The following is a 25,877-nucleotide window of genomic DNA, read 5'->3' on the forward strand; positions in this document are numbered from 1 at the left end:
AGGCTCAGGCTGCTATTAAACCCGCTATAGATAGCGCGAAATACGCCTTAAAGGTTACAAATGTTAAGACCAACATTTCGGTGATAAATGATATTATGTTGGTAACAGACGCTAAAACAGGCCTCCAGAAAATATACAGGGCTAAAACCTTAACCGATATTGATAAGGCCGAGCTGCTGCAAAATGGGATGAAGGTAGAAATAGTAACCGGCGTTCAGGCAGATTCTATGAAGAAACTACTGCCGCCACCACCGCCGCCAAGTATCTCAAAAGAATCATTCAGGGATCTTAGCCGTTTTATAAGTATCAAAACTGTATATCCAAAAGCCGCTTTTGCTAAAAAAATACAGGGAGGTTTTATAATTGGTATTAACATTGATGGCAATGGTTTAATAAGCAATGTAAAATTTTTAGCTAACCCCGGGATACATAACGCGGGTTTTGATGAAGCTCTCCTAAGCGCTGTGAATGCTTATCATGGCCAAATTAAGGAGAAAGCTGGTATGTATAAGATGGGTATTAACTTTCTTATCCCTGGTGAAAACCAAGTTAATTTTCCTACCCCTTCAACAGCAAAAGATGCAAATTATGTTGGCGAAACAACTATTTTAGGTTTAACAGATACCGGTAAGAAAAGACTTCCGCCGCCGCCACCTGCCCCGCCTAAGCCGAAGGTTGATCAGATAAAGTTTCCGCCGCCTGTTGTAAAGCCTGATAAACCTGCTAAAAAGGTAAAGGACCAGATAAAGTTTCCGCCGCCTGTTGTAAAACCAGATAAACCGGCAAACGCCCAGGTAAACAATATGCCACCGCCTCCGTCGCCACCGTTTGAAACTATTTATGAGGACCTTATAAAATATGTTTTAAAACATGCCCGTTACCCAGCCATAGCTCGTGACAATAATGTTAACGGACATATATTATTATCCCTGGTTATTAATAAGGATCATAAAGTAACCGACGTAAAAGTTGAAAAAGGGATAGGTTACCGCTGCGATGAAGAGGCTGCAAGGGCGTTAAGTACTTATACTAATACCATTAACAAAGCGCCGGGTAAATATAAAATGGTGGTTACCTTTATGTTAGTGAATAACGATAATACCAAATTTTATGCACCAAAACCTTTGGGTGACGATGACTTAAATGTTCACAATTTTATAGGAGAGGCTGTAATAACGGGGTCTATAAAATAATATTGCCTGCTACCCTTTTACGTAGATCACCTGTTTGGTCTCAAAAAACTCCTCCTCAAAGTAGTCTTTGAGATGATATTGCTGAACGGTTAAACCCGCGTCGGCAATTTCTTGTGTAAGGTCACCGCCTTTTAAATACAGTATCCCGTTGGGTAATTTATTCTTAGATGTTTTGCTGAACTTGCCCTTCACCCATGGGTAAAAATCTTTCAATTGTGTAACCGCGCGCGATACCACAAAGTCAAATTGCTCCTTTATTTCTTCGGCACGGGCATGAGTCGCTTTTACATTTTTCAGCCCTAAAGCTGCAGCAACTTCATTAACCACCTTTATTTTTTTGCCGATAGAATCCACTAAATGGAACCGCGTTTCGGGAAACAAAACAGCCAGCGGTATACCGGGGAAGCCCCCTCCTGTACCCACATCCAGCACGTTTTCACCAGGCAAAAAGGTCATTACTTTAGCTATACCTAACGAGTGCAGCACGTGGCGCTCATACAACAGATCAATATCCTTGCGGGATATTACGTTGATCTGGCTGTTCCACAAAGTATAAAGTTCTTGCAGGCGGGCAAATTGCGCTTGCTGCCGGGGAGTGATCTCCGGGAAATATTTGATCAGGATATCAGATGTCATCCTTATTATAACGGTTAATGATGTTACCTAACAGATACCTTGCCCTAAATAATTGCGCCTTTACAGTGCCTAAGGGCAGATCCAGTTGCAGGGCAATTTCCTCATATGATAATTCGTCAAAGTAACGCAGTGTTATCAGGTTACGATAGCGTATCGGCAAGCTTTCTATCAGTAGTTTTAGCTCTTCGGTTTGTTGTTTTTTGATGGATGTTTCTTCGGGATTTAGTCCATCAGATTTTATTTGCAGCGGTATTTCATCGCCATCCTCATCTAACATGCCATGAATAGACTGTGTGTTCAGCTTCTTTTTGCGAATAAAATCGATACAATTATTGGTAGCTACCCTAAACAGCCAGGTACTAAAAGCATATTCCGGTTGGTATTTTTCCAGTTTCTCAAAGGCTTTGGCAAAGGTTTCAACCGTCAGATCCATCGCATCTTCCTTGTTGTTAACCATCTTAAGCACCATAAAGTAAATAGAATCTTTATAGCGGAGCATCAAATCGGCATAGGCTTTTTGGTTGCCCTGCCTTGCCTTTACTACCAGATGAAAATCGTTCTTTGCATTCTCGGTGAAATTTTTATTTATTTCCATCGGGTGGTTTTAATAAATGTACCTATCAATCCAAACACGTTTAAATAAATATAATATATCATATCGAATAAAGGTAGAGACCATAACATATCGCCACTATCCAGCTTCTTAAACACTTTACGATAAATAAATAGCTGCAATACCCATCTAAAAACAAATGCACCTAACGCTAATATAGGTTCAAATTTAAATACCAGGCACAATATAAATAAAACATAAAACAAAAACCCGGTAATTGCATCAAAACTTAACATGCGCCTATGTTTATTTTTATACAAGGCGCCCACTCCCATATGCCTCTTTTTTTGCCTGAACCAGCCACCCAGCGTAGTTTTAGCATCAGTATAAATAAAGGTATCGGGATGAATTTCTATAGCAGTGTTATCGGGTGTAGCATTTTGGTTAACAAACAGATCGTCGTCACCAGACATTACGTGCATATGCATTGCAAAACCCTTGGCCCCAAAAAACAGCGATTTTGTATAAGCCAAATTACGGCCAATCCCCATATAAGCATCGCCATTTAAGGCGGCCGACAGGTAATTAATTGCTGTTTTTAAAGTCTCAAACCTAATAAAAGGGTTAAGGAAATTACGGGTGCGGGTATACGGCGAATAGCCCAAAACAATTTGAACGGAGCCGGTAAAACCAGCCGCCATACGGGTTATCCAGTTTAGCGTGGCCGGTTTACAATCGGCATCGGTAAACAACAGATGCTCGTTCTTAGCCGCTTTAATACCCAGGGTAAGGGCAAATTTTTTGCCCGTTTTAAAGCGGACATGTTCGTTAACGGTAACAATTTTAAGGTGGGCAAACTCCCTTTGAATGTCCTGCAAAATAAGATCAGAATCATCGGTAGAGCAATCGTTAATAACAACTACTTCATAATCCGGATAGTTTTGCTGTAATATATAAGGAAGGTTTTCGGTTAAATTACGGGCCTCATTACGGGCACTAATAATAACAGAAACAGGCACAGTTGCAGCCGGTAATTCCTGCCGTGGTACATAGCGGGTAAGCCTGCTGTGATTACTTAACAGGTAATACAACTGAATAATAAAACAAAGCTGAAATAGAACAAATAACGCCTCTTGAATGTAAGCTTCCAAACCCCTTAGTGATAAGGTGCAAATTTGTTAAAAATCAGCGAGATTACGGAGTACTATTTCTTAATAAAGCGGCTGTTTTACTCACCCCGCGGCACTACGTGCGCGACCCTCTCTTCGCCTGCGGCGGAAAGAGGGTTGTACTACCTTTTTTCAAACTTCTTTCCTCTCTTTGCGCAGCAGAGAGGGGTGACAAGCATAGCGATGTCGGGGTGAGTTAAATAATAAAGCGATTCTTAATAAAGCGACGATTCAACTCACCCCGCGGCACTACGTGCGCGACCCTCTCTTCGCCTACGGCGGAAAGAGGGTTATGCTACCTTTTTTCAAAACTTCTTTCCCCTCTTTGCGAAGCAGAGAGGGGTGACAAGCATGGCGATGTCGGGGTGAGTTAACTAATAAAGCGATACTGATTATGCGCGGCGATTCAACTCACCCCGCTGCACTACGTGCGCGACCCTCTCTTCGCCTACGGCGGAAAGAGGGTTGTGCTACCTTTTTTTCAAAAACTTCTTTCCCCTCTTTGCGAAGCAGAGAGGGGTGACAAGCATAGCGATGTCGGGGTGAGTTAAACTCGCAAACTTTGTTTAATTCTTTCTAAAACGTTCTCTAAATCTTCTTCTATTTCTTCATTTTTAAACCTCAAAATAGTTAATCCCAGGCTTGTTAATACTATATCTCTATTCTTATCATATTCTTTTTTATAAAGGTGGACCGGTCCATCAGCTTCAACAACTAACCTGGCTTCATGGCAATAAAAATCAGGAATATAATATTCGTACTTACCCAGTACCGATCGAACACAAACGGGGTATTGCCGCAAAAACTTTTTACCCAGAAAATTCCGGTTTCTTAAAATATTCCACAGTTTGGCTTCGGTTGGTGTTTGCTTTTGCCTTAATTCCCGGCATAATTGTGTTATGGATGGCATGATGAAAGTTACAAATTTCGTCTTGATTTACTAATAATATGGCAATGCGCGGCGATTTTACTCACCCCGCGGCGCTACGCGCGCGACCCTCTCTTCGCCTGCGGCGGAAAGAGGGTGGGAAAACCTCTTTATTCTCTTCCCCCTCTTTGCCCAGCAGAGAGGGGTGACAAGCGTAGTGATGTCGGGGTGAGTTAACTAATAAAGCGACGATTTTACTCACCCCGCGGCACTACGTGCGCGACCCTCTCTTCGCCTACGGCGGAAAGAGGGTTAATTTCATTGCCGTTGGCTTTAGCCAACGGATTATAGTGCCTGCCGCCACGTAAATCTTTGCGTTAGGGATAGAAGCGGAAACCCCGGAATGAAAGGCTGCTTCTATCAGCAGTCTAAATGAGGAGTTGCAGCGTATAGCCCGGGCCGCAGGCAACGCCCTGATTATTGCTCTAAAAGATTGCTTTGTTCCCCTGCAATCCTATAGATAAACAAAAAAACAATACACCCCAATGTCACCAATACAACAATCTAACAATCCATCAATTAACCGTGCCCAATGCCAAACGGTTTTGTTAATTTTGCGGGGATAAATGAAATTTAATTTAACAGCACAAGATCCTCTTTCAAAGGCCCGAGCGGGCGAGGTAACTACAGACCACGGGGTTATACAAACACCTATTTTTATGCCTGTTGGCACAGCCGGCACGGTTAAAGCAGTTCACCAGCGCGAGCTGAAGGACGACATTAAGGCGCAGATCATATTAGGTAATACTTACCATTTATACTTAAGGCCGGGGTTAAACACCATTGAACAGGCCGGTGGCTTGCACAAATTTAACGGTTGGGAGGGCCCTATTTTAACAGATAGCGGCGGTTACCAGGTGTATTCGCTTACCGAAGTGAGGAAGATAAAGGAAGAAGGTGTTACCTTTCGGTCGCATATTGATGGCTCAAAACACTTGTTTACGCCCGAAAATGTGATGGATATACAGCGCATTATTGGTGCCGATATCATTATGGCATTTGATGAATGTACCCCTTACCCATGCGATTATAATTACGCGAAACGCTCTATTGAGATGACGCACCGCTGGCTAAAACGCTGCTGCGAACGCTTTGATAGCACCCAACCTAAGTATGATTATAACCAAACCCTGTTCCCCATTGTACAGGGATCGGTATATAAAGATCTAAGGGTACGTTCGGCCGAAGTTATAGCTTCTTTTGAACGTGAAGGCAACGCCATTGGCGGCCTTTCGGTAGGTGAACCGGCCGAAGAGATGTATGCCATGACAGAGGTTGTATGTAATATATTACCGGAGCATAAACCGCGTTACTTAATGGGCGTGGGCACACCTGTTAACCTACTAGAAAACATTGCTTTAGGTATTGATATGTTTGATTGTGTAATGCCTACGCGTAATGCCCGCAACGGCATGTTATTCACCAAAAACGGCATTATCAATATCAAAAATGAAAAATGGAAGAACGACTTTACGCCTATTGAGATAGACAGCGACCTTTTTGCCGATACTTGTTATACCAAGGCCTATTTACGCCACCTGATACATAGTGGCGAAATGCTGGGTGCGCAGATCGCTACCTTGCATAACCTGCACTTTTACATATGGTTAGTTCAGGAAGCACGCAATAAAATCATCAGCGGTGAGTTTTACGACTGGAAGAAAATTATGGTAACCCGTTTAGGCCAAAGATTATAAATGAGAGCATTTCTGCATCGATATTTAACCGTTATTGACCGGTTCATTATTAAAAAGTACCTGGGCACATTTGTGTTTACGCTGGGTATTTTTATGGTGATATCGGTAGTGTTTGATATATCTGAACACCTCGATAACTTTTTGGGTGACAACGCCTCAATAAACGAGATCATATTTGTTTACTACGCAGGGTTTATACCCTTCTATTTAATGCTGCTTTCGCCTTTAATTAACTTTTTGGCGGTAATATTTTTCACGGCAAAAATGGCCAACCAAACCGAGATTGTGCCTATTTTAACAAGTAAGGCCAGCTTTTACAGGTTCCTGAGGCCGTATGCCTTGTCGGCCGGCTTAATATTCACTGTATCGTTATTTGCAAACCATTACCTTTTACCATTCACCAATAAATTAAAGGTAACTTTTGAGGGCGCACACTTCTTTAAAAATGATGATCCATCTAAAAGTGAGGTGCATATCCAGCTTGATAAACGCACGTTTGTGTATCTGCAAAGCTATGATCCTTCCCTGCAAACCGGGTATAATTTCACCCTCGAAAAGTTTGATGGAGACGAGCTAAAAGAACGGCTTACAGCCACCAGTATTAAGTTTGATTCGCTTAAAAACAGGTGGACTATTAACATGCCAACCATACGTTATGTGAACGGTTTAAAGGAAGCTTTAAAGATGAATTTACCGCCCATTGATACTGTTTTAGACATGCGCCCTGTAGACTTTGAAGCGCATGATAACGTAGTAAGTAACATATATGGCGCTATGTCTTTAAGCACTTTGAACAAAGGAATTGAGAAGGAAAGAACCCGTAGTACAGGTGTTATTACCGACATGTTATTTGAAAAATACCGCCGTTTTGTTGAGCCATTATCGTCATTTGTACTTACCTGTATTGGCGTTGCAATAGCCTCAAGAAAGGTCCGGGGCGGGGTTGGTTTGCCTTTGGGGATAGGTATTTTCATCTGTTTTACTTACATTGTAGTGAACAAATTTGCCCTGGTATTTGCCATTAAAGGGGGCTTCCCACCGCTAATTGCAGTGCTAATGCCTAACATGATTTTTGGGATATTGGGCTATATCCTTCTTATAAAAGCTCCAAAATAATGACCGAACCCGGTGCACCTTACAACCAAAAAGCTACCCATTTAGGGGCGAAAAAAGACGTTTTTGGAACCAATTCTGGCGTTAATAAGAACCTTTTAATCCTACATTTTACCGTTTTTATCTGGGGATTTACCGGAATTTTGGGTCAACTTATCTCAATATCGGCCGTAAATTTGGTTTGGTATCGCGTTTTAATTGCCAGTTTATCGTTGTTTTTATACTTCAAATTTAACAAAACAGCGTTCAAAGTTAACCGAAATACGCTGCTAAAACTGATGCTTACGGGCGCTTTGGTAGGTGGCCATTGGATACTTTTCTTTGCTTCTATCAAGCTTTCTACCGTCCCTGTAACGTTAGTTTGCCTCTCATCCATCACACTTTTTACCGCCATTTTTGAGCCGATCATCAACAAAAAACGCATCTCGAAAATGGAAATTATCGCCGGTATTTTCATTGTACTGGGCATAATTTTAATATTTAAATTTGAAACAAAATACACTAAGGGTATCATAGCCGGGTTGGTAAGCGCGGTACTGGCAAGCCTTTTTGCCATCATAAACAGTCGCCAGGTAAAGCATCACGAGGCTCCTGTAATTGCTTTTTACGAGCTATCGGGCGCCCTGTTATGGATAACAATATACCTTTTGGCCACTGGTGGCCCTGCCGAATTTGCGATCCCCAAGCCGGCTGATATTGGCTATTTGGTACTGCTTGGAACTGTGTGTACATCCCTTGCCTACGTTGCCGGTGTATCTGTAATGCGCGAGCTTTCGGCCTTCCGTGTGGCGCTTATCACCAACCTGGAACCGGTATATGGCATCATTATGGCCTTCCTTTTTTTTGGCGATATGAATAAAATGTCGGTAGGTTTTTGGGTAGGATCTGTAATAATCCTGTCTACTATCTTCCTGTTTCCTGTTGCCCAAAAGCAGGTGGTTAAACGCCGTAACCGCTAATTTACTTCTTTTTTATTCCTGCGATCTCACCTCAATATAGCCCTCATATTTCTGGGTAGGAGCAAAGTGCGCACCATTATGTCTCGCATTTTAAGCCCATATAAGCCATTATAATTTTCAGAGCAGTTATTCCCCGTCAAAATAATTTCGGGCGAAACTGGGGCAAATCCTAAAAACAGTAAGTGTATTGAACTGAATATGAATATTTAGTTATAAACACGACTAAAATACAACCCATTTTCAACTTATATAAGTAAATATTTAATTTACAAGTAAAATATATTAACTTAATAATCAGATATATATAAAGTTTATTAAACCAATAGCTTGATGTAAGTTATAATTTAAAAAATCACAAATACTAATAATAATAGTAATTAGTTTTTACGAGTATAAATAAAGCATTTATAATGCTATTAATGAGATATTTACAATGTGTTAAATAACGTAAAAATTTACTTTGTTTAAACGTCCATATTTTTTAGAGAAAGTGTACTGAACCGCAAGAAGAATATTTTACAAAAATTGGGGTAGGCAGCAAGCTTGTATACAGTGCGCAACTTTTGGAGTGAAATTGAGGCTTAAAAATCAACGCTGAGTAAAATGCGTTTCATTAAAAACATCCGGAAAAAGGAAGCTGAAATCTGGCAGGAAAAAAAACGCCCTGTTATGAAAAAATTCGGCGAGGGAGATTTTCACGGATGTCGTTTTTTTTAGAGGATGGTATTATGCAATGTATCCGACACCAGGCCAGGGTCAAGATTTTTTTTCGCCGATCACTCGTCCCCCGCAATCGCCATTTTTAAAAAAGATTTAAAAACCGCATATTGTAGAAACTAAAACCGGGAAGAAGATCATGAGCATTAAAAATATTTTCGTACTTGTAATTGTGGTGCTGCTAACCATCTTCATTATTCAAAATACCGACCCCGTATGGTTCACCATTTTGTTTGTTAAGAAAAGCATCTCAAAAGTTGCGGTACTTACCACGGTGGCGGTAGCCGCGTTTATTTTGGGCGTGTTGGTTGGCCGGCCAAAAAATAAAAAATACAACATCGGCGAACACTACGATGACCTGCATGCCGGCGAGGATAAAAATACACTAAGTGACGAAGACAGGGATTACATCAGCAGGGATTAGATGTTCTTAGATCTGAGACGCTTGCTCAAATCTCATCTCCTTAGACGTTGTAAAAAACCTGGTTGCTTTCTTCCATGGCTTGCAGGTTTGGTGTGTTCTCAAAAATGCCAAAAACCGATGCTCCACTGCCACTCATACTTGCGTATAACGCACCATACTCATACAGCTCTGCTTTTACGCCACGTATAACGGGATGATCGCGGAAGATATGGCCTTCAAAGTCGTTCTTAATATGCCCTCTCCATGTCGTAAGGGGCGTTTTTATCAGGTCGTATAAAGATTCTGAAACTGGGGCCGGTTTTACGCCTCTGTAAGCCTCTGCGGTTGATACATGCTCATCTGGCATCACCAATACAATTTTGTAAGCAGACAGGTCAAGATTGATAGGCTCAAGCTCATCCCCTTTTTCAAAGGCAAACACCGGTTTGCTCCGGATGAAAAAAGCGCAGTCGGCACCCAGTACCCGGGCATAGTCTTCCATCCTCTCAGGTGATAAACCCAGTTCAAATTTATCGTTCATCAGTTTGATGAAAAAAGCAGCATCGGCCGAACCACCGCCAAGCCCCGCCCCAATGGGAATATTCTTGTGCAGGTGAATTTTTACCGGCGGCAGGTCGTGGTCTTTTTTTAGCAGGTGGTAACCCTTAATGCAAAGGTTGTCTTCCAGCCTGCCGGGTATATCCAAACCAGATGATTCAAAGCTCAACTTGTCGGCCTCTACTACCTCCAGCACATCATTAATTTTCACCGGATAAAAAACGGTTTCTAAGTCATGGTATCCGTCGGGCCGGCGGGCAATAATGTTAAGGCCAATGTTTATCTTTGCGTTTGGAAATACTATCATCAAAATTCAATTAACACCGCATGTATTTATACACATCGGTAGGAAACCAAAAATAGATTATTTTTATTTGTACTGATTTAAATTTGTTGACTGGTGAATCAGGAGGCTGAATCACTAAATCAATAATTCACTAAATCAATAATTATTTTCAGAATGAAACAGTACCTCGACCTGATGCAGCATGTGATGGAGAATGGAGCGCAAAAGCATGACCGCACCGGGACAGGCACTTTAAGCGTGTTTGGCTACCAGATGCGTTTTAACCTGCAGGACGGCTTCCCCATGGTGACCACAAAAAAACTTCACCTCAAATCTATCATTCACGAGCTGATATGGTTTTTGACCGGCGATACTAATATTCAATATTTAAAAGATAACGGCGTACGCATCTGGGATGAATGGGCTGATGAGAATGGAAACCTTGGCCCCGTATATGGTTACCAGTGGCGATCGTGGCCAAAGCCTGATGGCGGCCATATAGATCAGATAACCCAGGTAGTAAATCAATTGAAGAACAACCCGGATTCGCGCCGCATAATGGTATCGGCATGGAACGTTGCCGATGTTAACCAAATGGCGCTTCCACCCTGCCACAGTTTGTTCCAATTTTATGTGCAACCCGCTGATGCGGCTAAAGGCGAAACAAGAGGTAAGCTATCATGCCAGTTGTATCAGCGAAGTGCCGATATATTTTTAGGGGTGCCTTTTAACATTGCATCGTACGCGTTACTTACCATGATGATGGCACAAGTATGCGATTTGGACTATGGCGATTTCATCCACACTTTTGGCGATGCCCATTTGTACAACAACCACCTGGAGCAAACCAAGCTGCAACTTAGCCGCGAGCCAAAGCCGTTGCCAACAATGAAGATAAACCCGGAAGTAAAAGATATCTTCGGATTTAAGTTTGAAGATTTTACTTTAGAGAATTACGAACCATGGCCACATATTAAGGGGGCTGTTGCAGTTTAATTTTGTAAGTTGTAAATTTGGATATGACCACTACGGAAATAAAGGATGAAATTAAAAAGGTGCTTGACCAAGTACCGGAAGATGCCTTATCTGATGTTTTGGGTTTTCTAAAAGAGTTGCAGCACCAGCCTGCTGAAAATATTAGAATTACCAATCATTTGAAACAAATTTTAGCAGAAGATAAAGAACTGCTTGAAAAGCTGGCGCAATGATCGACTTAAACACCTCGATCCACATCCACAATATTCTAATTGACAAATTCGGAGGAAGTAAAGGGATTAGGGATAAAGCGCTTTTAGAATCAGCACTAAACCGTCCTTATGCAACTTTCGACGATATTGATCTTTATCCTACCGGGATAGATAAAGCTGCGGCCTTGTTAGAAAGCTTGATAATTAATCATCCATTTATGGATGGGAACAAACGTATTGCATACGTACTGATGAATTTAATTTTGAGAGAAAACGGAATACTCTTGAAAGCAAGCCAGGATGAAAAATATAAAATGGTAATTGGGGCAAGCAAAGGCGAATTAAGATTCGACGAAATTAAAGCATGGCTTAAAACCAATACTTAAGACTTTTAATAAATGACAATTTCAATAATAGTAGCGATCGCAGAAAATTACGCCATTGGTAAAAACAACCAGTTGCTTTGGCATATGCCAAATGATCTGAAACATTTTAAACAGATAACATCAGGCCGTACAATTATCATGGGCCGTAAAACCTATGAATCGGTTGGTAAGCCCCTGCCTAACCGCCGCAATATTGTGGTGACCCGGCAGGACATTCAGATCCCCGGCTGCGAGGTGGTAAAATCAATAGACGACGGTTTGGCATTATGCGCCCACGAAGATGAGGTATTTATTGGTGGTGGTGCCGAGATCTATCGCCAGGCAATGGACAAAACCGACCGCATTTATCTGACCATTATTCACAAGGACTTTGAGGCCGATACCTTTTTTCCGGAGATTGACTATCTGAAATGGAATGAAGTAAGCCGGGAATACAATGAGCCGGACGAAAAAAACCCTCTTCCTTATTCGTTTATCACATTAAACCGTCGATAGCAAAAACCATTATTATTTTGTTTCAATTAAAAATTTCATGCTTGTGAAATTTTATTAGATTTGCCGTCTTATTTAAAAAGCTTATAAACTAATTAATTACATATTTAATTCGCGATGCAAGGTAAAGGGGTTATTAAATTTTTCGCCATTCTGCTGGCTGTAGTGTGCTTATACCAATTTTCATTTACATGGGTGGCACACAAAGTTGAGAATGATGCCAAAGCGTATTCTAAGGGCGATCCCGAAAAGGAAAAAGCCTATCTTGATTCTGTTTCAACATTACCGGTATACCCGGTGCTTAACCACACTTACCAGTATTGCCTGGAAAGGGAACTTGCCCTTGGTCTGGATCTAAAGGGTGGAATGAACGTTACTATGCAAATTTCGTTACGCGAGCTTGTACAGTCGTTATCAAACAACAATCCTGATGTTGCCTTTAACCAGGCGTTGACCAATGCGCAGGCAAGAAGTGTAACCGAGCAAAAAGATTACATTACCCTTTTTGTTGACGAGTATGAGAAGCTGGCGCCAAACGCTAAGCTTGCTGCCATATTTGCAAACAGCAATAATCAGGAAAAGTTAAAGTTCAATTCATCAAACAGCGATGTTGAGGCTTATCTGAAAGACCAGGCAAATACGGCGGTGCAACAATCATATACTGTATTGCATACCCGTATAGATCAATTTGGTGTTACCCAGCCAAACATCCAGTTACAAAAAAGCACTAACCGTATTTTAATTGAGCTACCCGGTGTTAAAGAGCCGGAGCGTGTACGCAAGCTTTTACAAGGTTCTGCTAAGCTTGAGTTTTATCAAACTTATGATAATACCGAAGTTTACGGTTTGTTAAATAACATTAACGGCATATTGGCTGCTAAAAACAAAACTGCTACTCCTAAAAAGGATACGGTTAAAGCCGATACAACAAAAACGGCTATAGCATCTGCCGCTGCAAAAGACACCTCTGCTGCTGCAAAACAAGCCAGTTCGTTATTAAACAAACTAAAAAATAATGTTAATAAAGATTCTGCCAGTTTAAATAAAACGCAGTTAGCTGCTAATCCGTTATTCGCGGTATTATCACCGGTTACTTACGCAGATCAGAGCGGACAGCAACAATTAAGTCAGGGCCCAACTGTTGGTTATTCTGCACAAAAAGACACTGCTAAGGTAAACCACTACCTGCGCAGCGCCGATATTAAATCGATTGTTCCACAGAACATGAAATTCCTTTGGGGTGTTAAACCTATTAAAAACACAAAGGTTTTTGAATTATATGCCATTAAACTTTCTGGTGCCGAAAATGGCCCGGTGTTATCGGGTGACGTAATAACTGATGCCCGTAACGATATAGACCAACAAAAAGGTGGTTACGAGGTTACCATGTACATGAACTCGCAAGGTGCGGCAAAATGGAAAGCCGTTACTGCCGAAGCAGCTGCTGGGGCTAATAAAAAGGCTATCGCCATTGTATTGGATGATAACGTTTACTCTGCTCCTAACGTTCAAAATGAAATTTCAGGTGGCGTATCGTCAATATCTGGCGGTAACTTTACACTTGAAGATACCAAGGATTTAGCCAACATATTAAAGGCAGGCCGTTTACCGGCACCTGCCCGTATCATTGGTGAGGCTGTTGTAGGCCCGTCATTAGGTCAGGAAGCTATTAGTGCTGGTTTATTATCATGTATATTAGGTTTAGTAGTTATCTTAATTTTCATGATAGCTTACTACAAACGCGCAGGTACAGTTGCAGTTATCGCGGTATTGATCAACGTGTTCTTCCTTATGGGGGTATTGGTTAGCTTACGTGCTGTATTAACGCTTCCGGGTATAGCGGGTATCATTTTGATACTGGGTGTGGCTGTGGATGCCAACGTATTGGTTTACGAGCGTGTACGTGAAGAGCTTGCTTTAGGCAAATCTATCCGTATTGCGGTTGCCGACGGTTTCAAACATGCTTTACCTTCTATCCTTGATGCCAACATCAGTACATTCTTAACAGGTGTTATATTGTTCTTATTTGGTTCGGGCCCAATACAAGGTTTCGCAACTACTTTAATGATCGGTATCGTTACCACCTTGTTCTGCTCATTGTTAATTTCGAGGTTGATATTCGAATTTATGCTTGAGAAAGACTGGGATATCACATTCTCTCGCCCATGGAGCTCACATACCTTCAAAAACGCAAACTACGCGTTCGTTAAAAACCGTTTCAAATTTTATGCCTTCTCTGGTATATTCATTGCTGCCGGTTTAGTATCGATGGTAACACGCGGCTTTAACTACGGTGTTGATTTTGGTGGTGGACACACTTACATTATTAAATTTACCAGCCCTGTTACTACCGGGCAGATCCACGATGCTATCGATGCAACGCTTGGCCGTGGTACCGAGGTTAAAACTTATGGCACTGATAATAAGATGAGTATCAATACCAACTATCTTATTAACGATAATTCGCCTGATGCAGATAGTAAAGTACAGGCTGCCTTAATTAAAGCATTGGCAACCAACCCGGCTACAAAAATTGAAGCAAAACAGATAGAAGCGCACCAAAAGGTTGAAGCTACAATAGCTAACGAAGTTAAGGCTTCGGCTAAGTGGACAATCATACTGGCTATCGTTGTCATCTCTGCTTATATATTGATCAGGTTCCGTAAATGGCAATTCAGCTTAGGTGCGATGATCGCTACCGCGCACGATTCATTGCTGGTGCTTTCATTCTTCTCGTTATTTAAAGATATCCTTCCGTTCTCTTTAGATATCGACCAGGCGTTTATAGCAGCATTGCTTACCGTTATTGGTTATTCAATTAACGATACCGTGGTAGTGTTTGACCGTATCCGCGAGTTCCTTGAATTGCACCATGCAAAAACTGATGACCCTAAAGAGGTTATTAACCATGCAATTAACAATACATTAAGCCGTACTATTATCACTGCATTTACTGTAGTTTTAATATTGGTGATATTATTCATCTTTGGTGGTGATGTTATCCGCGGGTTCTCGTTCGCATTGTTAATAGGTGTTATTTTTGGTACCTATTCATCGATATGTGTAGCCACACCGGTTATCATCGACTTTGGAAAGAAAGGCCTGAGATAAAAAAATCTCCTATAATTAAAAGGCTCCAAAGAACATTTGGAGCCTTTTTTGTTTTACAACTATACGCTTAGCATCATATAAATTTAAATTGCATCATGAACCCTACTGATCAATCAAAATTCCCAACGGTAGTTATTATAGGCGGCGGCTTTGGCGGCCTGCAGGTAGCCAAGCAACTTGCAGATAAGCCTGTGGAAGTTATCCTTATCGATAAGCATAATTACCACACCTTTCAGCCATTGCTATACCAGGTGGCCACAGGTAGTTTAGAGGCCGAGGCTATAGCATTCTCGTTACGTAAGAATTTTGACGGGCAAAAGAACCTTCGTTTCCGCAATACCGAGGTTACCCGTATTGATACAGAAAAAAACACAGTTGTAACTACTATCGGCGAAATAGTGTACGATTACCTGGTGATAGCAACAGGATCAACCACCAACTTTTTTGGCAATAAAGAGATTGAGCATTATGCCATGCCCATGAAATCTATCCCAGAGGCATTAAACCTCCGATACCTTGTGCTACAGAACCTTGAGGAAGCCATTTTAAAGCCCTCTAAGGAAGATCGCGCGCCATACCTATCATTCGTATTGGTAGGTGCCGGCCCTACCGGCGTAGAGCTTGCAGGCGCGTTAGCGGAACTGCGCAACCATGTTCTTAACAAAGATTATCCCGAACTGGTAAAAGATGAAATGAAGGTTTACCTGGTAGACTTTCTTCCAAAGGTTTTAGGGCCTTTTTCTGACGAGGGCTCAAAAGCCGCGCAAGATTTTCTGCACAGCATGGGTGTTGAGGTGTTGTTGAATGTAAAAGTGGAGAGTTATGATGGCCACGAGATAAAATTTGAAGGCGGTAAAAGCATTTTCACCAAAAACGTAATATGGTCTGCAGGCGTAATGGGGGTAGTACCCGATGGGATATCAAAAGACAGCATTGAGCGCGGCAACCGTATTAAGGTTGATACAATTTGCCGCATGGTTGGCCGCCCTAATATATTTGCCATTGGCGATGTGGCAGCTATGATAACAGACGAAACCCCAAAAGGCCACCCGGGTGTTGCGCAGGTTGCCATACAAATGGGCGAAACAACCGGCAAAAACATTTATCGTTTAATAAAAGGCGAGCAAACCGTTCCGTTTAAATATAACGACAAGGGCTCGTTAGCAACTATAGGCCGCAACAAGGCTATTGCCGATTTGGGGAAACTAAAATTCCAGGGATTCTTTGCCTGGCTGATATGGATGTTTGTGCACCTGATATCGCTTATGGGGGGCCGTAACCGTGTTATTGTGTTTATTAATTGGGTGGCCAGCTATATAACTTACAATGGCGGCAGCAGGCTGATTATACGTAATTTTGAACGTGAAGAACTGATAAAAAAAGACGAGCAAGTTTCAAAACCTGATTAATCAATGGCCGAACATATAAAGATAACCGAATGCCCCCGCGATGCCATGCAGGGCCTGCATGATTTTGTACCTACCAACGTTAAAGCCGAATATATTAACCTGCTTTTACAGGTAGGCTTCGATACTATTGATTTCGGCAGTTTTGTATCGCCCAAATCCATACCGCAAATGCGGGATACTGCCGAGGTTTTAAGCAAGCTCGATCTGGATAATACCCGTTCAAAGTTATTGGCCATTATAGCTAATTACAGGGGCGCCGAAGATGCGGTTATCCACCCAGAGATAGCTTATTTAGGCTATCCTTTTTCCATCTCCGAAACTTTCCAGCTGCGTAATACCAACACCACCATTGAGCAGGCATTTGACAATGTAAAGCGCATAAACGAATTGTGCGCAGCAAACAATAAAAGCCTGTTAATTTATTTATCAATGGGTTTTGGTAACCCTTACGGGGATGAATGGAACACAGAAATAGTTCAGCACTGGGCGCAAAAGATGATTGACGAGGGGATTGGATACATTGCCCTGTCTGATACCATCGGCGTGGCCACACCCCAACAGATCACCAGTCTGTACCCTGCCCTAACCAAACTTTCTGAGATAACAGAATTTGGCGTACACCTGCATTCAACACCAGATACCTGGCAGGAAAAGGTGGCCGCGGCTTATGAAAGCGGTTGTAAAAAGTTCGATGCCGCATTAAAAGGATACGGAGGCTGCCCTATGGCCAAAGACGAGCTTACAGGCAACATCGCTACCGAAAACCTAATAGCGTACCTCCTGCACCAAAACATCAACCTGGGGCTTAATTTAGATAAACTAAGCGAAGCCATGGATTATTCCGGAAAAGTGTTTGGATAAGAATTATCCCCTTTAATTTTTTTTAACAGTAATTAACAACCAGTAGCCAATTTCATGTATAGCTTTATGTAATTAAATCTCATCATGAAAAAGGCCATATTATCCTTGCTGATTGTATTTATTTGCGGTAAAGTTTTTTGCCAGCAAACCCCTTATACGCTGCCCCTGCCCGCTAAACGGGGAAGCGAAAAAATACCGTTTCCTATCAGCTTTGCACCAGGCATTCCTTTTAAAGGGATGGAAGAGTTACGCTTTACACCTGATTGGAATAATGCCTCAAAAAACGACTACTGGTCGTACACTTTTCTTTGGTTTATTGAGGGCAAGCCTCAATTAAATAACAAGGTTTTGCAAAACTATATGGCTGAATATTTTAATGGATTATACAGAAGCAATAGTAAAATAAAGCCGGTTGGTAACTTCACAAAAGCAAAGTTTCAAAAAATAAAAGTTATGAAGGATGATCAGGAAACTTACCAGGGAACAATATCAACCTTAAATTTCTTAACCGGAAAACCGATCGAATTTTATGTGAAAATACATGCTCGTAATTATCCCCACACTAATCATTCGGCTTTAATGTACGAACTTTCACCAAAACATTATACTAATAAGGTATGGCTTAAACTAAGCGAAATTGTAAAAGGGTTTGAGTATAAGAATTAACGTAGTGGTGCTGACTTATTTTCGAAACCCTATACTTTTAATTTAACTGCCGGATTGAATCTAACTGCTCTAACAATTTGCAAACAAACCGTAAGAACAACTATAGCTATTGAAATAACAAGAGCAATTGCAAACGGCACAATGGAAATATGTACCCGGTAGGCAAAAGTTTCTAACCATTTATTTGAAATTAAGAATGAAACAGGCCAGGCAATAAGATTTGCAATTAAAACAATATAGAAAAACGGCCTGCCCAAAATTACCATTAATTGGTCTCCCCTTGCACCGAATACTTTCCTGATCGCAATTTCTTTCATACGTAAACGAATAGCATTTGCTGCTGAAGCAAAAAAGCCAAGTGAGGCAATAAATATTGCTAAAACAGAAAAAACAATAAGTACGGTTTGCAATTGCTCCTGCTTTATAAAAAGCCGCCCATATAATTCATCAAGAAAATGATAATTGAAATTATCCCCGTCAAGTTTATTGATGTCGCTCCATTGATGGCTTAAAGTTGTCAGCATTGCTGGTATTGCCTTATTTTCGGCACTTATCATAATTTGTGTTTTAGATAATCCGCAATGATCGTTCATTAAGTAGATGGTTGGCTGAATGTTCTCCTCAAACCCATAAGCTTTCACATTTTTAGTTACACCTATTATTTTATACCTCCCGCCACAGCCATTTATAGCTGTGCCAATAGGGTGCTTTAAATCCATTAGCTTTGCTGCAGCCTCATTTATTACCGCAGTCGCAGAATCTCCAGAGGAAAGTGAAGAAAAAACATGGCCTTCTTTTAATCTGATATTTAACGTTTCAAAATATTCGTAGTCAACACCTATGGTATTCATAGACAATGCTTTACTTTGAACAGAATATTCGTTAGAAACAGGGATTATCCCCCCCGGAACATTAGAAACAACGGTAACATTTTTTACACCGGGTATAGCTTTTATCCGGTCCCGTACCGATTCGAATTTTTTGGGATTGTTGTATAACCCCAAATTATCTATATATACAACCTGTTTAGCTGTAAAACCAGCATCTTCAGTTTTCATAAAGGTAACCTGCTGGTTAATAACAACCAGAGTTATAACAAAAACAATAGCAAAAGTAAACTGAAGCACTGTTATTGAATTTCTCACCCAGGAAAACTTTCCTCCGTTTGAAAACTGATCTCCTCTTAATACATCGGCCGGTTTAAAACCTGCCATAACTAAAGCCGGGTAAATCCCTGCCAGTAAGGTAAGTGAGATTAAAGTAAGGGCCAGTTGAGCTATTATAGTGAAATTAATACCTGAAATTAACAGGTTGACCCTTAATAACTGATTAAAATAAGGCAAGCCTATAATTACTATACCAAAAGCAACAACAAGGGCAACAAGGCATTGAATAAATATTTCCAGCATAAACTGAAACGCTATTTTTCTTTTTATGATGCCGTTTACTTTTTTAATGCCAACTTCTTTTGAACGTTTATTAGCTTGAGAAATATAAAGGTTCGTAAAATTAATGCCGGTTACAATCAGGATTATTATAGCCAGTATGATCAGGCCATTTACTATCTGGTTACTTACATGAGAGCCGTAATGCGGTTTTAAATGAAGATTTTCTAAAGGGTCTAAATATATGGCTGGCGCATCGGATCGGCTGATTGCTTCCCTGGCTACCTGACTGGTATCCGCCAATGCGGCCTTTTTATATATATTATCTATTTTTTTGGAAAGCAGATTAATATCAGCATTAGGCTTTACCAGTAAATATGTTTGATAGATCTGGGTGGCGTAGCTTTGGTCTTTCCCTGAAGTAATATCTCCCGAAAATCCGATACAGTCAAATTTGAAATTAGTATTACCGGGTACATCCTCAACTACTCCTGCAACAGTAAAAGGCATCCCCGACTTTGATATCATGTTTACCGTTTTGTTTAGAATAGAACCACTGCCGGGAAAGAGCACGTTGGATGTTTCCTTTGACAGCAAAGTGGTAGGTGTGGCGCTGTTTGGATCCAATTTGAACCCCTTAGGTTTGATGCCTAATATTTTGGCGATGGAATAATCGGCACCAACCCATTTTTTGATCAGAAACCTTCCCGATGATGTATAAAACGGAATCTGAAATAGGGCTGTATTCGTCCTTCCTGTTTCTTCAACTTCCGGGCACTGACTTTTTATTGCAGCCGCTAACAGGCCGGGCGTATAGGGAGATGGACCATTAGGCATTTCCCTTTCCACTAAATAAACACGGCCGAAGTTTTTGTTCCACTTATCATAGCTGGTTTCATTATCAACATATAGCGTAACAAATATAAATGCCGCCAAGCCTAAAGCTAAGCCGGTAATATTTAAAATGTTATACCATTTGCCTTTTAAAAAGGTTCGAAATGCGATTTTGAAGTCTAATTTATTCACAGTATTCCTTTTTTTTAAACCAATTTAATAATGACAACAGATACTGATAAGGCTATCCTGATTAGAAGAACATGCTCATTTTGGTAAAGCTCGTTTAATATCGACCTTGAGCTTTGTTAGTGTTTCACCATTTTATAATGCCTTATCCCCGCTTCTTCAAACTCGGGGCCTGTTTTTTCAAAGCCAAATTTTTCGTAAAGTGTTACAGCCTGGATCTGGGCATGCAGGTAAATATAGTTCGCGTCAGCAGGCAGATCGACCAAAACAGCCTTTACAAGTTGCTGACCTACACCATGGCCTCGAAATTTTGATAATACGGCAAAACGTTCCAGCTTGTAGCCTTTATCGGTTTTGCGCCAGCGTGATGCGCCGGCAGGTTCGCCATCAACAGTGGCTAAAAAATGGGTAGATTCGTCTTCAAACTCCCACTCCAGTTCGGGTGGGCAATTTTGTTCGCCTACAAATACTTCTCGCCTTACGGCAAATACTTTTTCAAGGTCGGCGGGACTACTTACTTTGTTTACTTCTGTTTTTGAAGGCATGTTGGTAATGCGGTTTTGATTTAAAGCCGGTTTGTTTAGTTTGATGATTTTCATCGGCAGCATCAATGGAGTGTGTACAGGTTAGGTCGTCTTCCTGTTCGGCCAGGGCAGATAATCTTACATAAAATTTATGCAACTGGTCCAGTTCCACTTCGGTCAGGTTTTCAATATCAACCATACGGTTACTCGCCCCCTGATGTGATGCTAATAGTTCATTCAATTTTAAATGAATGGCCTTCGAGTCTTTATTCTGCGTTTTTTGGATCAGGAACACCATTAAAAATGTAATTATGGTTGTACCTGTGTTAATAATAAGCTGCCAGGTATCTGAATAATTAAATACCGGCCCAGTTATCAGCCACACTACAATAGTAGTTATTGCAATTACAAATGCTGCAGAGCTACCAGTTGCGGCTGTTGCCCAATTTGCAAACTTTTCGAATAAATTGTTTTTCTTTTTGGCCATAGCTAACAAATTTACATAATAACCCAAAAAAACCGCCAATGTTTATAACAGAGGCGGTTTTTTATTCTGATTAGCTACTGCTTACAGCTTGCTGTTTACATCAATGCAGTTAAGATCGCCAAAAGCTTCGGTAAGCCTTTTTACAAAGCTTTCTTCGGCTTTACGCAACCAAACGCGTGGGTCGTAATATTTCTTGTTCGGAGAATCGTCACCATCAGGGCTGCCTATTTGTGTTTGCAAATAGCCTTCTTTTGCCTGATAATAATCTCTTATACCTTCCCAAAATGCAAATTGCATATCGGTATCAATATTCATTTTTATAGCACCGTAAGAGATCGCTTCGCGAATTTCTTCCTGGCTTGAACCAGAACCACCGTGAAACACAAAGTTGATTGGTTTCGCGTCAGTAAGGTTATGCTTTTGTTTCAAAAATTCTTGTGAGTTATGCAGAATAACCGGTTGTAATTTAACATTACCCGGTTTGTATACACCATGCACGTTACCAAATGCAGCAGCAATTGTAAAACGGTGGCTAACTTTAGAAAGTTCTTCGTAAGCGTAAGCCACTTCTTCGGGCTGGGTATATAAACGAGAGCTATCTACATCAGAGTTATCTACACCGTCTTCTTCGCCACCGGTTACACCCAGTTCAATTTCAACAGTCATGCCCATTTTGGCCATGCGCTCTAAGTATTTAGCAGATATTTCAATATTTTCTTCGATAGGCTCTTCAGAAAGATCAAGCATGTGTGATGAAAACAATGGCTTGCCTGTTTCAGCAAAGAATTTTTCGCCATGCTCTAACAAACCATCAATCCACGGCAATAACTTTTTAGCAGCGTGGTCGGTATGTAAAATTACAGCGATACCATAATGCTCGGCTAATAAATGCACGTGTTTAGCGGCAGATACACCACCTAAAATGCAGGCCTGTAATTTTGAGTTATCTAATGATTTACCCGCGTAAAATTGCGCGCCGCCATTTGATAACTGAATAATTACCGGAGAATTAACCGCTTTAGCAGTTTCCATTACAGCATTAATAGTATTTGTGCCTATTACGTTTACCGCAGGCAAAGCAAACTGATGTTTTTTAGCTGCTTCAAATAGTTCCTGCACTTGGTCACCATGCAGAACACCTTTAATATTTTTTAAATCCATGAGCGTATGTTTGGGGCTCGAAGTTATAAAAATTCCGGGTTTTACCTATATGATTGTGAAAGTTTTAGATATTAAAGCGGTTATAAAAACTAATAATTGTTAAGAAAAGCTATAAAGAATAAACCAATAGTGTCTTTTTTACACTTACCTGCCCATATATCTTTCCATAATTTCACATTTTACTCCTCAACAAAAATCGTTACCTCAACGTTAACTTCTATTAACATTTACAAACTTGTTGTGATATTTTTTGTTTCTTTGCAGTACTTGAAAGACTTAGAAATAGACATGGCGTGGTTTAAGCGAGAAATTAAAGGGATAATTACGACTACTGAGGAAAAAAAAGAAGCCCCCGACGGCATCTGGAACAAATGCCCTCAATGTAAGAAACCGTTACATTACTCTGAACAGGTTGAAAACCAATACGTTTGCCACTACTGTGGCTTCCATTTACGCATTGGTTCAAAAGAATACTTTTCTGTTTTGTTTGATGATAACCAGTTCACAGAATTGTTTACCAACCTGCATTCGGGCGATCCATTACACTTTACAGATACCAAAAAATATACCGACAGGTTAAAAGAAACACAAAATAAAACTGGTTTAACTGATGCTATACGCGCTGCTCATGGTAAAATGAACGGACAAGAGCTGGTTATTGCCTGTATGGACTTTAACTTTATAGGTGGTTCTATGGGTTCTGTAGTGGGCGAAAAAATAGCACGCTCTATTGATTACAGCATTGCTAATAAAGTTCCGTTCCTGATGATATCAAAATCAGGCGGTGCCCGTATGATGGAGGCCGCATTTTCATTAATGCAAATGGCTAAAACATCGGCTAAATTGGCGCTATTGAGCCAGGCAAAGGTTCCGTATATATCTTTATTGACTGATCCTACTACTGGTGGTGTTACCGCATCATACGCAATGCTTGGTGATATTAATATAGCCGAGCCGGGCTCACTAATTGGTTTCGCAGGCCCGCGTGTTATTAAAGAAACCATTAAAAAAGATCTGCCGAAAGGTTTCCAAACCGCCGAGTTTGTGCAGGAGCATGGGTTCCTTGATTTTATAGTTGACCGTAGGGAAATGAAAGAAAAACTGGCATCATTCCTTAAAATGCTGGCACCGGCACCTTCAAAAGAAGTAACCGAGCCACAGGCTTAATTCAAAAATAGATTTTATTTAAGTCCTTTGTTTGTAGCAAAGGACTTTTTTGTTTACACACATATTAAAACGGCGAACTTTCAACTGTGATATAAACCAAACCAGCAAATAGCAGAAGGTAAACGATAGTGCTTACAATAAAAAGTAAAGAATAATACAAAAATGGCCCGGTAATCCTATCTCTAATTTTATAAGAAAGACTATGAAATATAAATGCCATAATCAGGATAAACGGCAAATGAAATAACATTTCGAAATTCATTTTGCAATTTATAAAAACCGTTTAAATACAAAAAGGCCATTCGTTAGTTTTACGAATGGCCTTTTTTATTAAAACGCTTTAAAAGCGTAGGCTTCAGAGGATCTGCCCGCTTATATCCCCTCTGTGCCCGGCTCATGCCCTACCATACGGCCGGTTGTACGGCCCTGGTTACGGCTGGTAAAATCTGTTTTGGTTGCAGCACCCTCAGACGGAAATTCATGCTGACTGGGTGGGGTAACATCGTTTTGTTCGCTGTACGACGCATCGTTACCGTCCTGCTGCTGTTCCTGCTCATTTTGTTGACGATATCCTGTGCCTTCATTATCTGACTCGCGTTCTTCAGGAGTTTCGTTTGGATTGGTGTTCGGAGTATACTCCGGATTGCTTTCGTTGGGTTCCATAGTATTAGTTTTTAATTGTTAATTAATAAACAATCAAAAACACGGCCATGTTTTAACAAAATGGAAATTTTTTGCAAATTATGCGTTTACCATACACAGTTCTTTCAGCTTAGCCACAGTATAATCCACCTCTTCTTTTGTATTATATTTAGAGAAAGAGAACCTAACCGATGGCCTGTCCGGGCTTGCCCCTATTGCAGTTAACACATGTGAGCCAATATCTGTTCCCGAACTGCATGCGCTGCCACCAGATGCCGAAATACCTGCTATATCCAGGTTAAACAACAACATATCCGACATTTCCATTTCAGGGAACGATACATTCAGCACAGTGTACAAACTTTTAGACGGATCCGTTTCGCCATTAAAGCTTACGCCGTGAACATCCTGCTCCAGCTTTGCTTTCATATAGCTTTTTAAATCCTGAATATAGTTTTGATGCTGATCCATTTCGGTATAAGCCATTTCAAGCGCTTTTGCAAGGCCGGCTATGCCATAAACGTTTTCGGTGCCGCCGCGCATATTACGCTCTTGCGCGCCCCCGTATATCATCGGGTTAATTTTAATTTTATGGTTGATATGTAAAAAGCCTACCCCTTTTGGGCCATGTAATTTATGCGCCGCGCAAACCATAAAGTGTAATTTAAGCTTGCTTAGGTCATGTTTGTAATGGCCAACAGTTTGTACTGTATCACTATGGAACATGGCATTATAAGCTTCGCAAAGCTCACCCACTTTTTCAATATTATTAAGTGTACCTAATTCATTATTGGCATGCATTATGGATACAAAGCTACGTTCGTTATCTTTCAACAAAGTTTCAAGGTGATCGTAATCAATATTGCCTTTGCTATCAACATCAGCATAGCTTAATTTGATAGTCCCTGCTTTTTGCATGGCTTGCAATGTATGTAAAACTGCATGATGCTCCAGCTTAGTAGTTATAGCATGTGTAAGTTTATGATCTACAATACCACAACGGATCGCCATATTATCAGCCTCGGTACCACCACTGGTAAAAAAGATCTCGGCAGGCGATGTATGCAACAAACCAGCTATTGTTTTGCGTGAACGTTCTATTAACGTACGCACCTCGCGCCCATGCGAATGTATGGATGAAGGGTTACCAAACTGGTTTTCCAT

The 25,877-nt window shown here is 40.8% G+C and carries 25 protein-coding genes; 14 read left to right on the forward strand and 11 right to left on the reverse strand.

What is annotated here, in order from left to right:
* A partial coding sequence (locus tag JWQ85_RS12265; protein WP_299468319.1) for an energy transducer TonB occupies positions 1–1,193 on the forward strand: 1,193 nt, incomplete at its 5' end.
* A gap of 9 nt (positions 1,194–1,202) precedes the next feature.
* Here the strand turns inward: JWQ85_RS12265 and rsmG are convergent.
* The 4 genes from rsmG to JWQ85_RS12285 form a co-directional block, all read right to left on the reverse strand.
* Positions 1,203–1,829, reverse strand: coding sequence for a 16S rRNA (guanine(527)-N(7))-methyltransferase RsmG (rsmG, locus tag JWQ85_RS12270; RefSeq protein WP_299468321.1), 627 nt, complete (start codon positions 1,827–1,829; stop codon positions 1,203–1,205).
* A complete protein-coding gene (locus JWQ85_RS12275) occupies positions 1,819–2,424 on the reverse strand; it encodes a sigma-70 family RNA polymerase sigma factor (protein WP_299468323.1) in 606 nt (201 codons plus the stop codon). The genes rsmG and JWQ85_RS12275 overlap by 11 nt, the downstream gene beginning before the upstream one ends.
* Positions 2,415–3,533, reverse strand: coding sequence for a glycosyltransferase (locus JWQ85_RS12280; protein WP_299468325.1), 1,119 nt, complete (start codon positions 3,531–3,533; stop codon positions 2,415–2,417). The genes JWQ85_RS12275 and JWQ85_RS12280 overlap by 10 nt, the downstream gene beginning before the upstream one ends.
* Positions 3,534–4,098: 565 nt before the next feature.
* Complete coding sequence (locus JWQ85_RS12285; protein WP_299468327.1) at positions 4,099–4,461, reverse strand: endonuclease domain-containing protein; 363 nt, start codon at positions 4,459–4,461, stop codon at positions 4,099–4,101.
* Between the two features lie 584 nt (positions 4,462–5,045).
* On the opposite strand from JWQ85_RS12285, the gene tgt reads away from it, so the two are divergent.
* The 4 genes from tgt to JWQ85_RS12305 all read left to right on the forward strand — a co-directional run bounded on the left by tgt (position 5,046) and on the right by JWQ85_RS12305 (position 9,389).
* Positions 5,046–6,176: a tRNA guanosine(34) transglycosylase Tgt gene (tgt, locus tag JWQ85_RS12290; protein ID WP_299468329.1), complete on the forward strand. Its 1,131-nt coding sequence runs from the start codon at positions 5,046–5,048 to the stop codon at positions 6,174–6,176.
* Positions 6,177–7,292: an LptF/LptG family permease gene (locus tag JWQ85_RS12295; protein ID WP_299468331.1), complete on the forward strand. Its 1,116-nt coding sequence runs from the start codon at positions 6,177–6,179 to the stop codon at positions 7,290–7,292. It begins immediately after the preceding gene.
* Positions 7,292–8,248: an EamA family transporter gene (locus JWQ85_RS12300; protein WP_299468333.1), complete on the forward strand. Its 957-nt coding sequence runs from the start codon at positions 7,292–7,294 to the stop codon at positions 8,246–8,248. Before JWQ85_RS12295 ends, JWQ85_RS12300 begins: the two co-directional genes overlap by 1 nt.
* Before the next feature lie 856 nt (positions 8,249–9,104).
* Positions 9,105–9,389, forward strand: coding sequence for a hypothetical protein (locus tag JWQ85_RS12305; RefSeq protein WP_299468335.1), 285 nt, complete (start codon positions 9,105–9,107; stop codon positions 9,387–9,389).
* A gap of 40 nt (positions 9,390–9,429) precedes the next feature.
* On the opposite strand, the gene ispE is transcribed toward JWQ85_RS12305, so the two are convergent.
* On the reverse strand, positions 9,430–10,233 hold the full coding sequence (ispE, locus tag JWQ85_RS12310; protein ID WP_299468337.1) for a 4-(cytidine 5'-diphospho)-2-C-methyl-D-erythritol kinase: 804 nt from the start codon (positions 10,231–10,233) through the stop codon (positions 9,430–9,432).
* A 153-nt stretch (positions 10,234–10,386) separates the two neighbouring features.
* On the opposite strand from ispE, the gene JWQ85_RS12315 reads away from it, so the two are divergent.
* The 8 genes from JWQ85_RS12315 to JWQ85_RS12350 all read left to right on the forward strand — a co-directional run bounded on the left by JWQ85_RS12315 (position 10,387) and on the right by JWQ85_RS12350 (position 18,324).
* Positions 10,387–11,208: a thymidylate synthase gene (locus tag JWQ85_RS12315; protein WP_299468338.1), complete on the forward strand. Its 822-nt coding sequence runs from the start codon at positions 10,387–10,389 to the stop codon at positions 11,206–11,208.
* A 23-nt stretch (positions 11,209–11,231) separates the two neighbouring features.
* Complete coding sequence (locus tag JWQ85_RS12320) at positions 11,232–11,420, forward strand: hypothetical protein (protein WP_299468340.1); 189 nt, start codon at positions 11,232–11,234, stop codon at positions 11,418–11,420.
* The gene (locus JWQ85_RS12325) at positions 11,417–11,785 is read left to right on the forward strand and encodes a type II toxin-antitoxin system death-on-curing family toxin (protein WP_299468342.1); all 369 of its coding nucleotides are present in this window, start codon (positions 11,417–11,419) and stop codon (positions 11,783–11,785) included. Before JWQ85_RS12320 ends, JWQ85_RS12325 begins: the two co-directional genes overlap by 4 nt.
* Before the next feature lie 12 nt (positions 11,786–11,797).
* Positions 11,798–12,280, forward strand: a complete 483-nt coding sequence (locus JWQ85_RS12330) for a dihydrofolate reductase (RefSeq protein WP_299468344.1) — start codon at positions 11,798–11,800, stop codon at positions 12,278–12,280.
* A gap of 114 nt (positions 12,281–12,394) precedes the next feature.
* A complete protein-coding gene (gene secDF, locus JWQ85_RS12335; RefSeq protein WP_299468346.1) occupies positions 12,395–15,388 on the forward strand; it encodes a protein translocase subunit SecDF in 2,994 nt (997 codons plus the stop codon).
* A gap of 95 nt (positions 15,389–15,483) precedes the next feature.
* A complete protein-coding gene (locus JWQ85_RS12340; protein WP_299468348.1) occupies positions 15,484–16,797 on the forward strand; it encodes an NAD(P)/FAD-dependent oxidoreductase in 1,314 nt (437 codons plus the stop codon).
* A gap of 3 nt (positions 16,798–16,800) precedes the next feature.
* On the forward strand, positions 16,801–17,658 hold the full coding sequence (locus JWQ85_RS12345; RefSeq protein ID WP_299468350.1) for a hydroxymethylglutaryl-CoA lyase: 858 nt from the start codon (positions 16,801–16,803) through the stop codon (positions 17,656–17,658).
* 84 nt (positions 17,659–17,742) lie between these two features.
* On the forward strand, positions 17,743–18,324 hold the full coding sequence (locus JWQ85_RS12350; protein ID WP_299468352.1) for a hypothetical protein: 582 nt from the start codon (positions 17,743–17,745) through the stop codon (positions 18,322–18,324).
* A 29-nt stretch (positions 18,325–18,353) separates the two neighbouring features.
* Here JWQ85_RS12350 and JWQ85_RS12355 read toward each other — a convergent pair whose 3' ends face one another.
* From JWQ85_RS12355 to fbaA, 4 genes are all read right to left on the reverse strand, one after another.
* On the reverse strand, positions 18,354–20,735 hold the full coding sequence (locus JWQ85_RS12355; RefSeq protein ID WP_367186208.1) for an ABC transporter permease: 2,382 nt from the start codon (positions 20,733–20,735) through the stop codon (positions 18,354–18,356).
* 116 nt (positions 20,736–20,851) lie between these two features.
* The gene (locus tag JWQ85_RS12365) at positions 20,852–21,277 is read right to left on the reverse strand and encodes a GNAT family N-acetyltransferase (RefSeq protein WP_299468353.1); all 426 of its coding nucleotides are present in this window, start codon (positions 21,275–21,277) and stop codon (positions 20,852–20,854) included.
* A complete protein-coding gene (locus JWQ85_RS12370) occupies positions 21,243–21,743 on the reverse strand; it encodes a low affinity iron permease family protein (RefSeq protein ID WP_299468355.1) in 501 nt (166 codons plus the stop codon). Before JWQ85_RS12370 ends, JWQ85_RS12365 begins: the two co-directional genes overlap by 35 nt.
* 81 nt (positions 21,744–21,824) lie before the next feature.
* A complete protein-coding gene (gene fbaA, locus JWQ85_RS12375; protein WP_299468357.1) occupies positions 21,825–22,904 on the reverse strand; it encodes a class II fructose-bisphosphate aldolase in 1,080 nt (359 codons plus the stop codon).
* 288 nt (positions 22,905–23,192) lie between these two features.
* On the opposite strand from fbaA, the gene accD reads away from it, so the two are divergent.
* Entirely contained in the window at positions 23,193–24,071 is an 879-nt protein-coding gene (gene accD / locus JWQ85_RS12380; RefSeq protein ID WP_299468365.1) for an acetyl-CoA carboxylase, carboxyltransferase subunit beta, read from the forward strand.
* 372 nt (positions 24,072–24,443) lie between these two features.
* Here accD and JWQ85_RS12385 read toward each other — a convergent pair whose 3' ends face one another.
* Positions 24,444–24,734, reverse strand: a complete 291-nt coding sequence (locus JWQ85_RS12385) for a hypothetical protein (protein WP_299468359.1) — start codon at positions 24,732–24,734, stop codon at positions 24,444–24,446.
* A 78-nt stretch (positions 24,735–24,812) separates the two neighbouring features.
* Positions 24,813–25,877 (reverse strand): cysteine desulfurase family protein (locus JWQ85_RS12390; RefSeq protein ID WP_299468361.1); only part of this gene is annotated, 1,065 nt, incomplete at its 5' end.

The sequence above is a fragment of the Mucilaginibacter sp. genome (assembly GCF_028288105.1).
Classification (GTDB): domain Bacteria; phylum Bacteroidota; class Bacteroidia; order Sphingobacteriales; family Sphingobacteriaceae; genus Mucilaginibacter.

Coding starts and splice junctions, on each gene's coding strand:
- rsmG (WP_299468321.1), bottom strand. CDS start 1,829: ATGACATCTGATATCCTGATCAAATATTTCCCGGAGATCACTCCCCGG.
- JWQ85_RS12275 (WP_299468323.1), bottom strand. CDS start 2,424: ATGGAAATAAATAAAAATTTCACCGAGAATGCAAAGAACGATTTTCAT.
- JWQ85_RS12285 (WP_299468327.1), bottom strand. CDS start 4,461: ATGCCATCCATAACACAATTATGCCGGGAATTAAGGCAAAAGCAAACA.
- tgt (WP_299468329.1), top strand. CDS start 5,046: ATGAAATTTAATTTAACAGCACAAGATCCTCTTTCAAAGGCCCGAGCG.
- JWQ85_RS12295 (WP_299468331.1), top strand. CDS start 6,177: ATGAGAGCATTTCTGCATCGATATTTAACCGTTATTGACCGGTTCATT.
- JWQ85_RS12300 (WP_299468333.1), top strand. CDS start 7,292: ATGACCGAACCCGGTGCACCTTACAACCAAAAAGCTACCCATTTAGGG.
- JWQ85_RS12305 (WP_299468335.1), top strand. CDS start 9,105: ATGAGCATTAAAAATATTTTCGTACTTGTAATTGTGGTGCTGCTAACC.
- ispE (WP_299468337.1), bottom strand. CDS start 10,233: ATGATAGTATTTCCAAACGCAAAGATAAACATTGGCCTTAACATTATT.
- JWQ85_RS12315 (WP_299468338.1), top strand. CDS start 10,387: ATGAAACAGTACCTCGACCTGATGCAGCATGTGATGGAGAATGGAGCG.
- JWQ85_RS12320 (WP_299468340.1), top strand. CDS start 11,232: ATGACCACTACGGAAATAAAGGATGAAATTAAAAAGGTGCTTGACCAA.
- JWQ85_RS12325 (WP_299468342.1), top strand. CDS start 11,417: ATGATCGACTTAAACACCTCGATCCACATCCACAATATTCTAATTGAC.
- JWQ85_RS12330 (WP_299468344.1), top strand. CDS start 11,798: ATGACAATTTCAATAATAGTAGCGATCGCAGAAAATTACGCCATTGGT.
- secDF (WP_299468346.1), top strand. CDS start 12,395: ATGCAAGGTAAAGGGGTTATTAAATTTTTCGCCATTCTGCTGGCTGTA.
- JWQ85_RS12340 (WP_299468348.1), top strand. CDS start 15,484: ATGAACCCTACTGATCAATCAAAATTCCCAACGGTAGTTATTATAGGC.
- JWQ85_RS12345 (WP_299468350.1), top strand. CDS start 16,801: ATGGCCGAACATATAAAGATAACCGAATGCCCCCGCGATGCCATGCAG.
- JWQ85_RS12350 (WP_299468352.1), top strand. CDS start 17,743: ATGAAAAAGGCCATATTATCCTTGCTGATTGTATTTATTTGCGGTAAA.
- JWQ85_RS12365 (WP_299468353.1), bottom strand. CDS start 21,277: ATGCCTTCAAAAACAGAAGTAAACAAAGTAAGTAGTCCCGCCGACCTT.
- JWQ85_RS12370 (WP_299468355.1), bottom strand. CDS start 21,743: ATGGCCAAAAAGAAAAACAATTTATTCGAAAAGTTTGCAAATTGGGCA.
- fbaA (WP_299468357.1), bottom strand. CDS start 22,904: ATGGATTTAAAAAATATTAAAGGTGTTCTGCATGGTGACCAAGTGCAG.
- accD (WP_299468365.1), top strand. CDS start 23,193: ATGGCGTGGTTTAAGCGAGAAATTAAAGGGATAATTACGACTACTGAG.
- JWQ85_RS12385 (WP_299468359.1), bottom strand. CDS start 24,734: ATGGAACCCAACGAAAGCAATCCGGAGTATACTCCGAACACCAATCCA.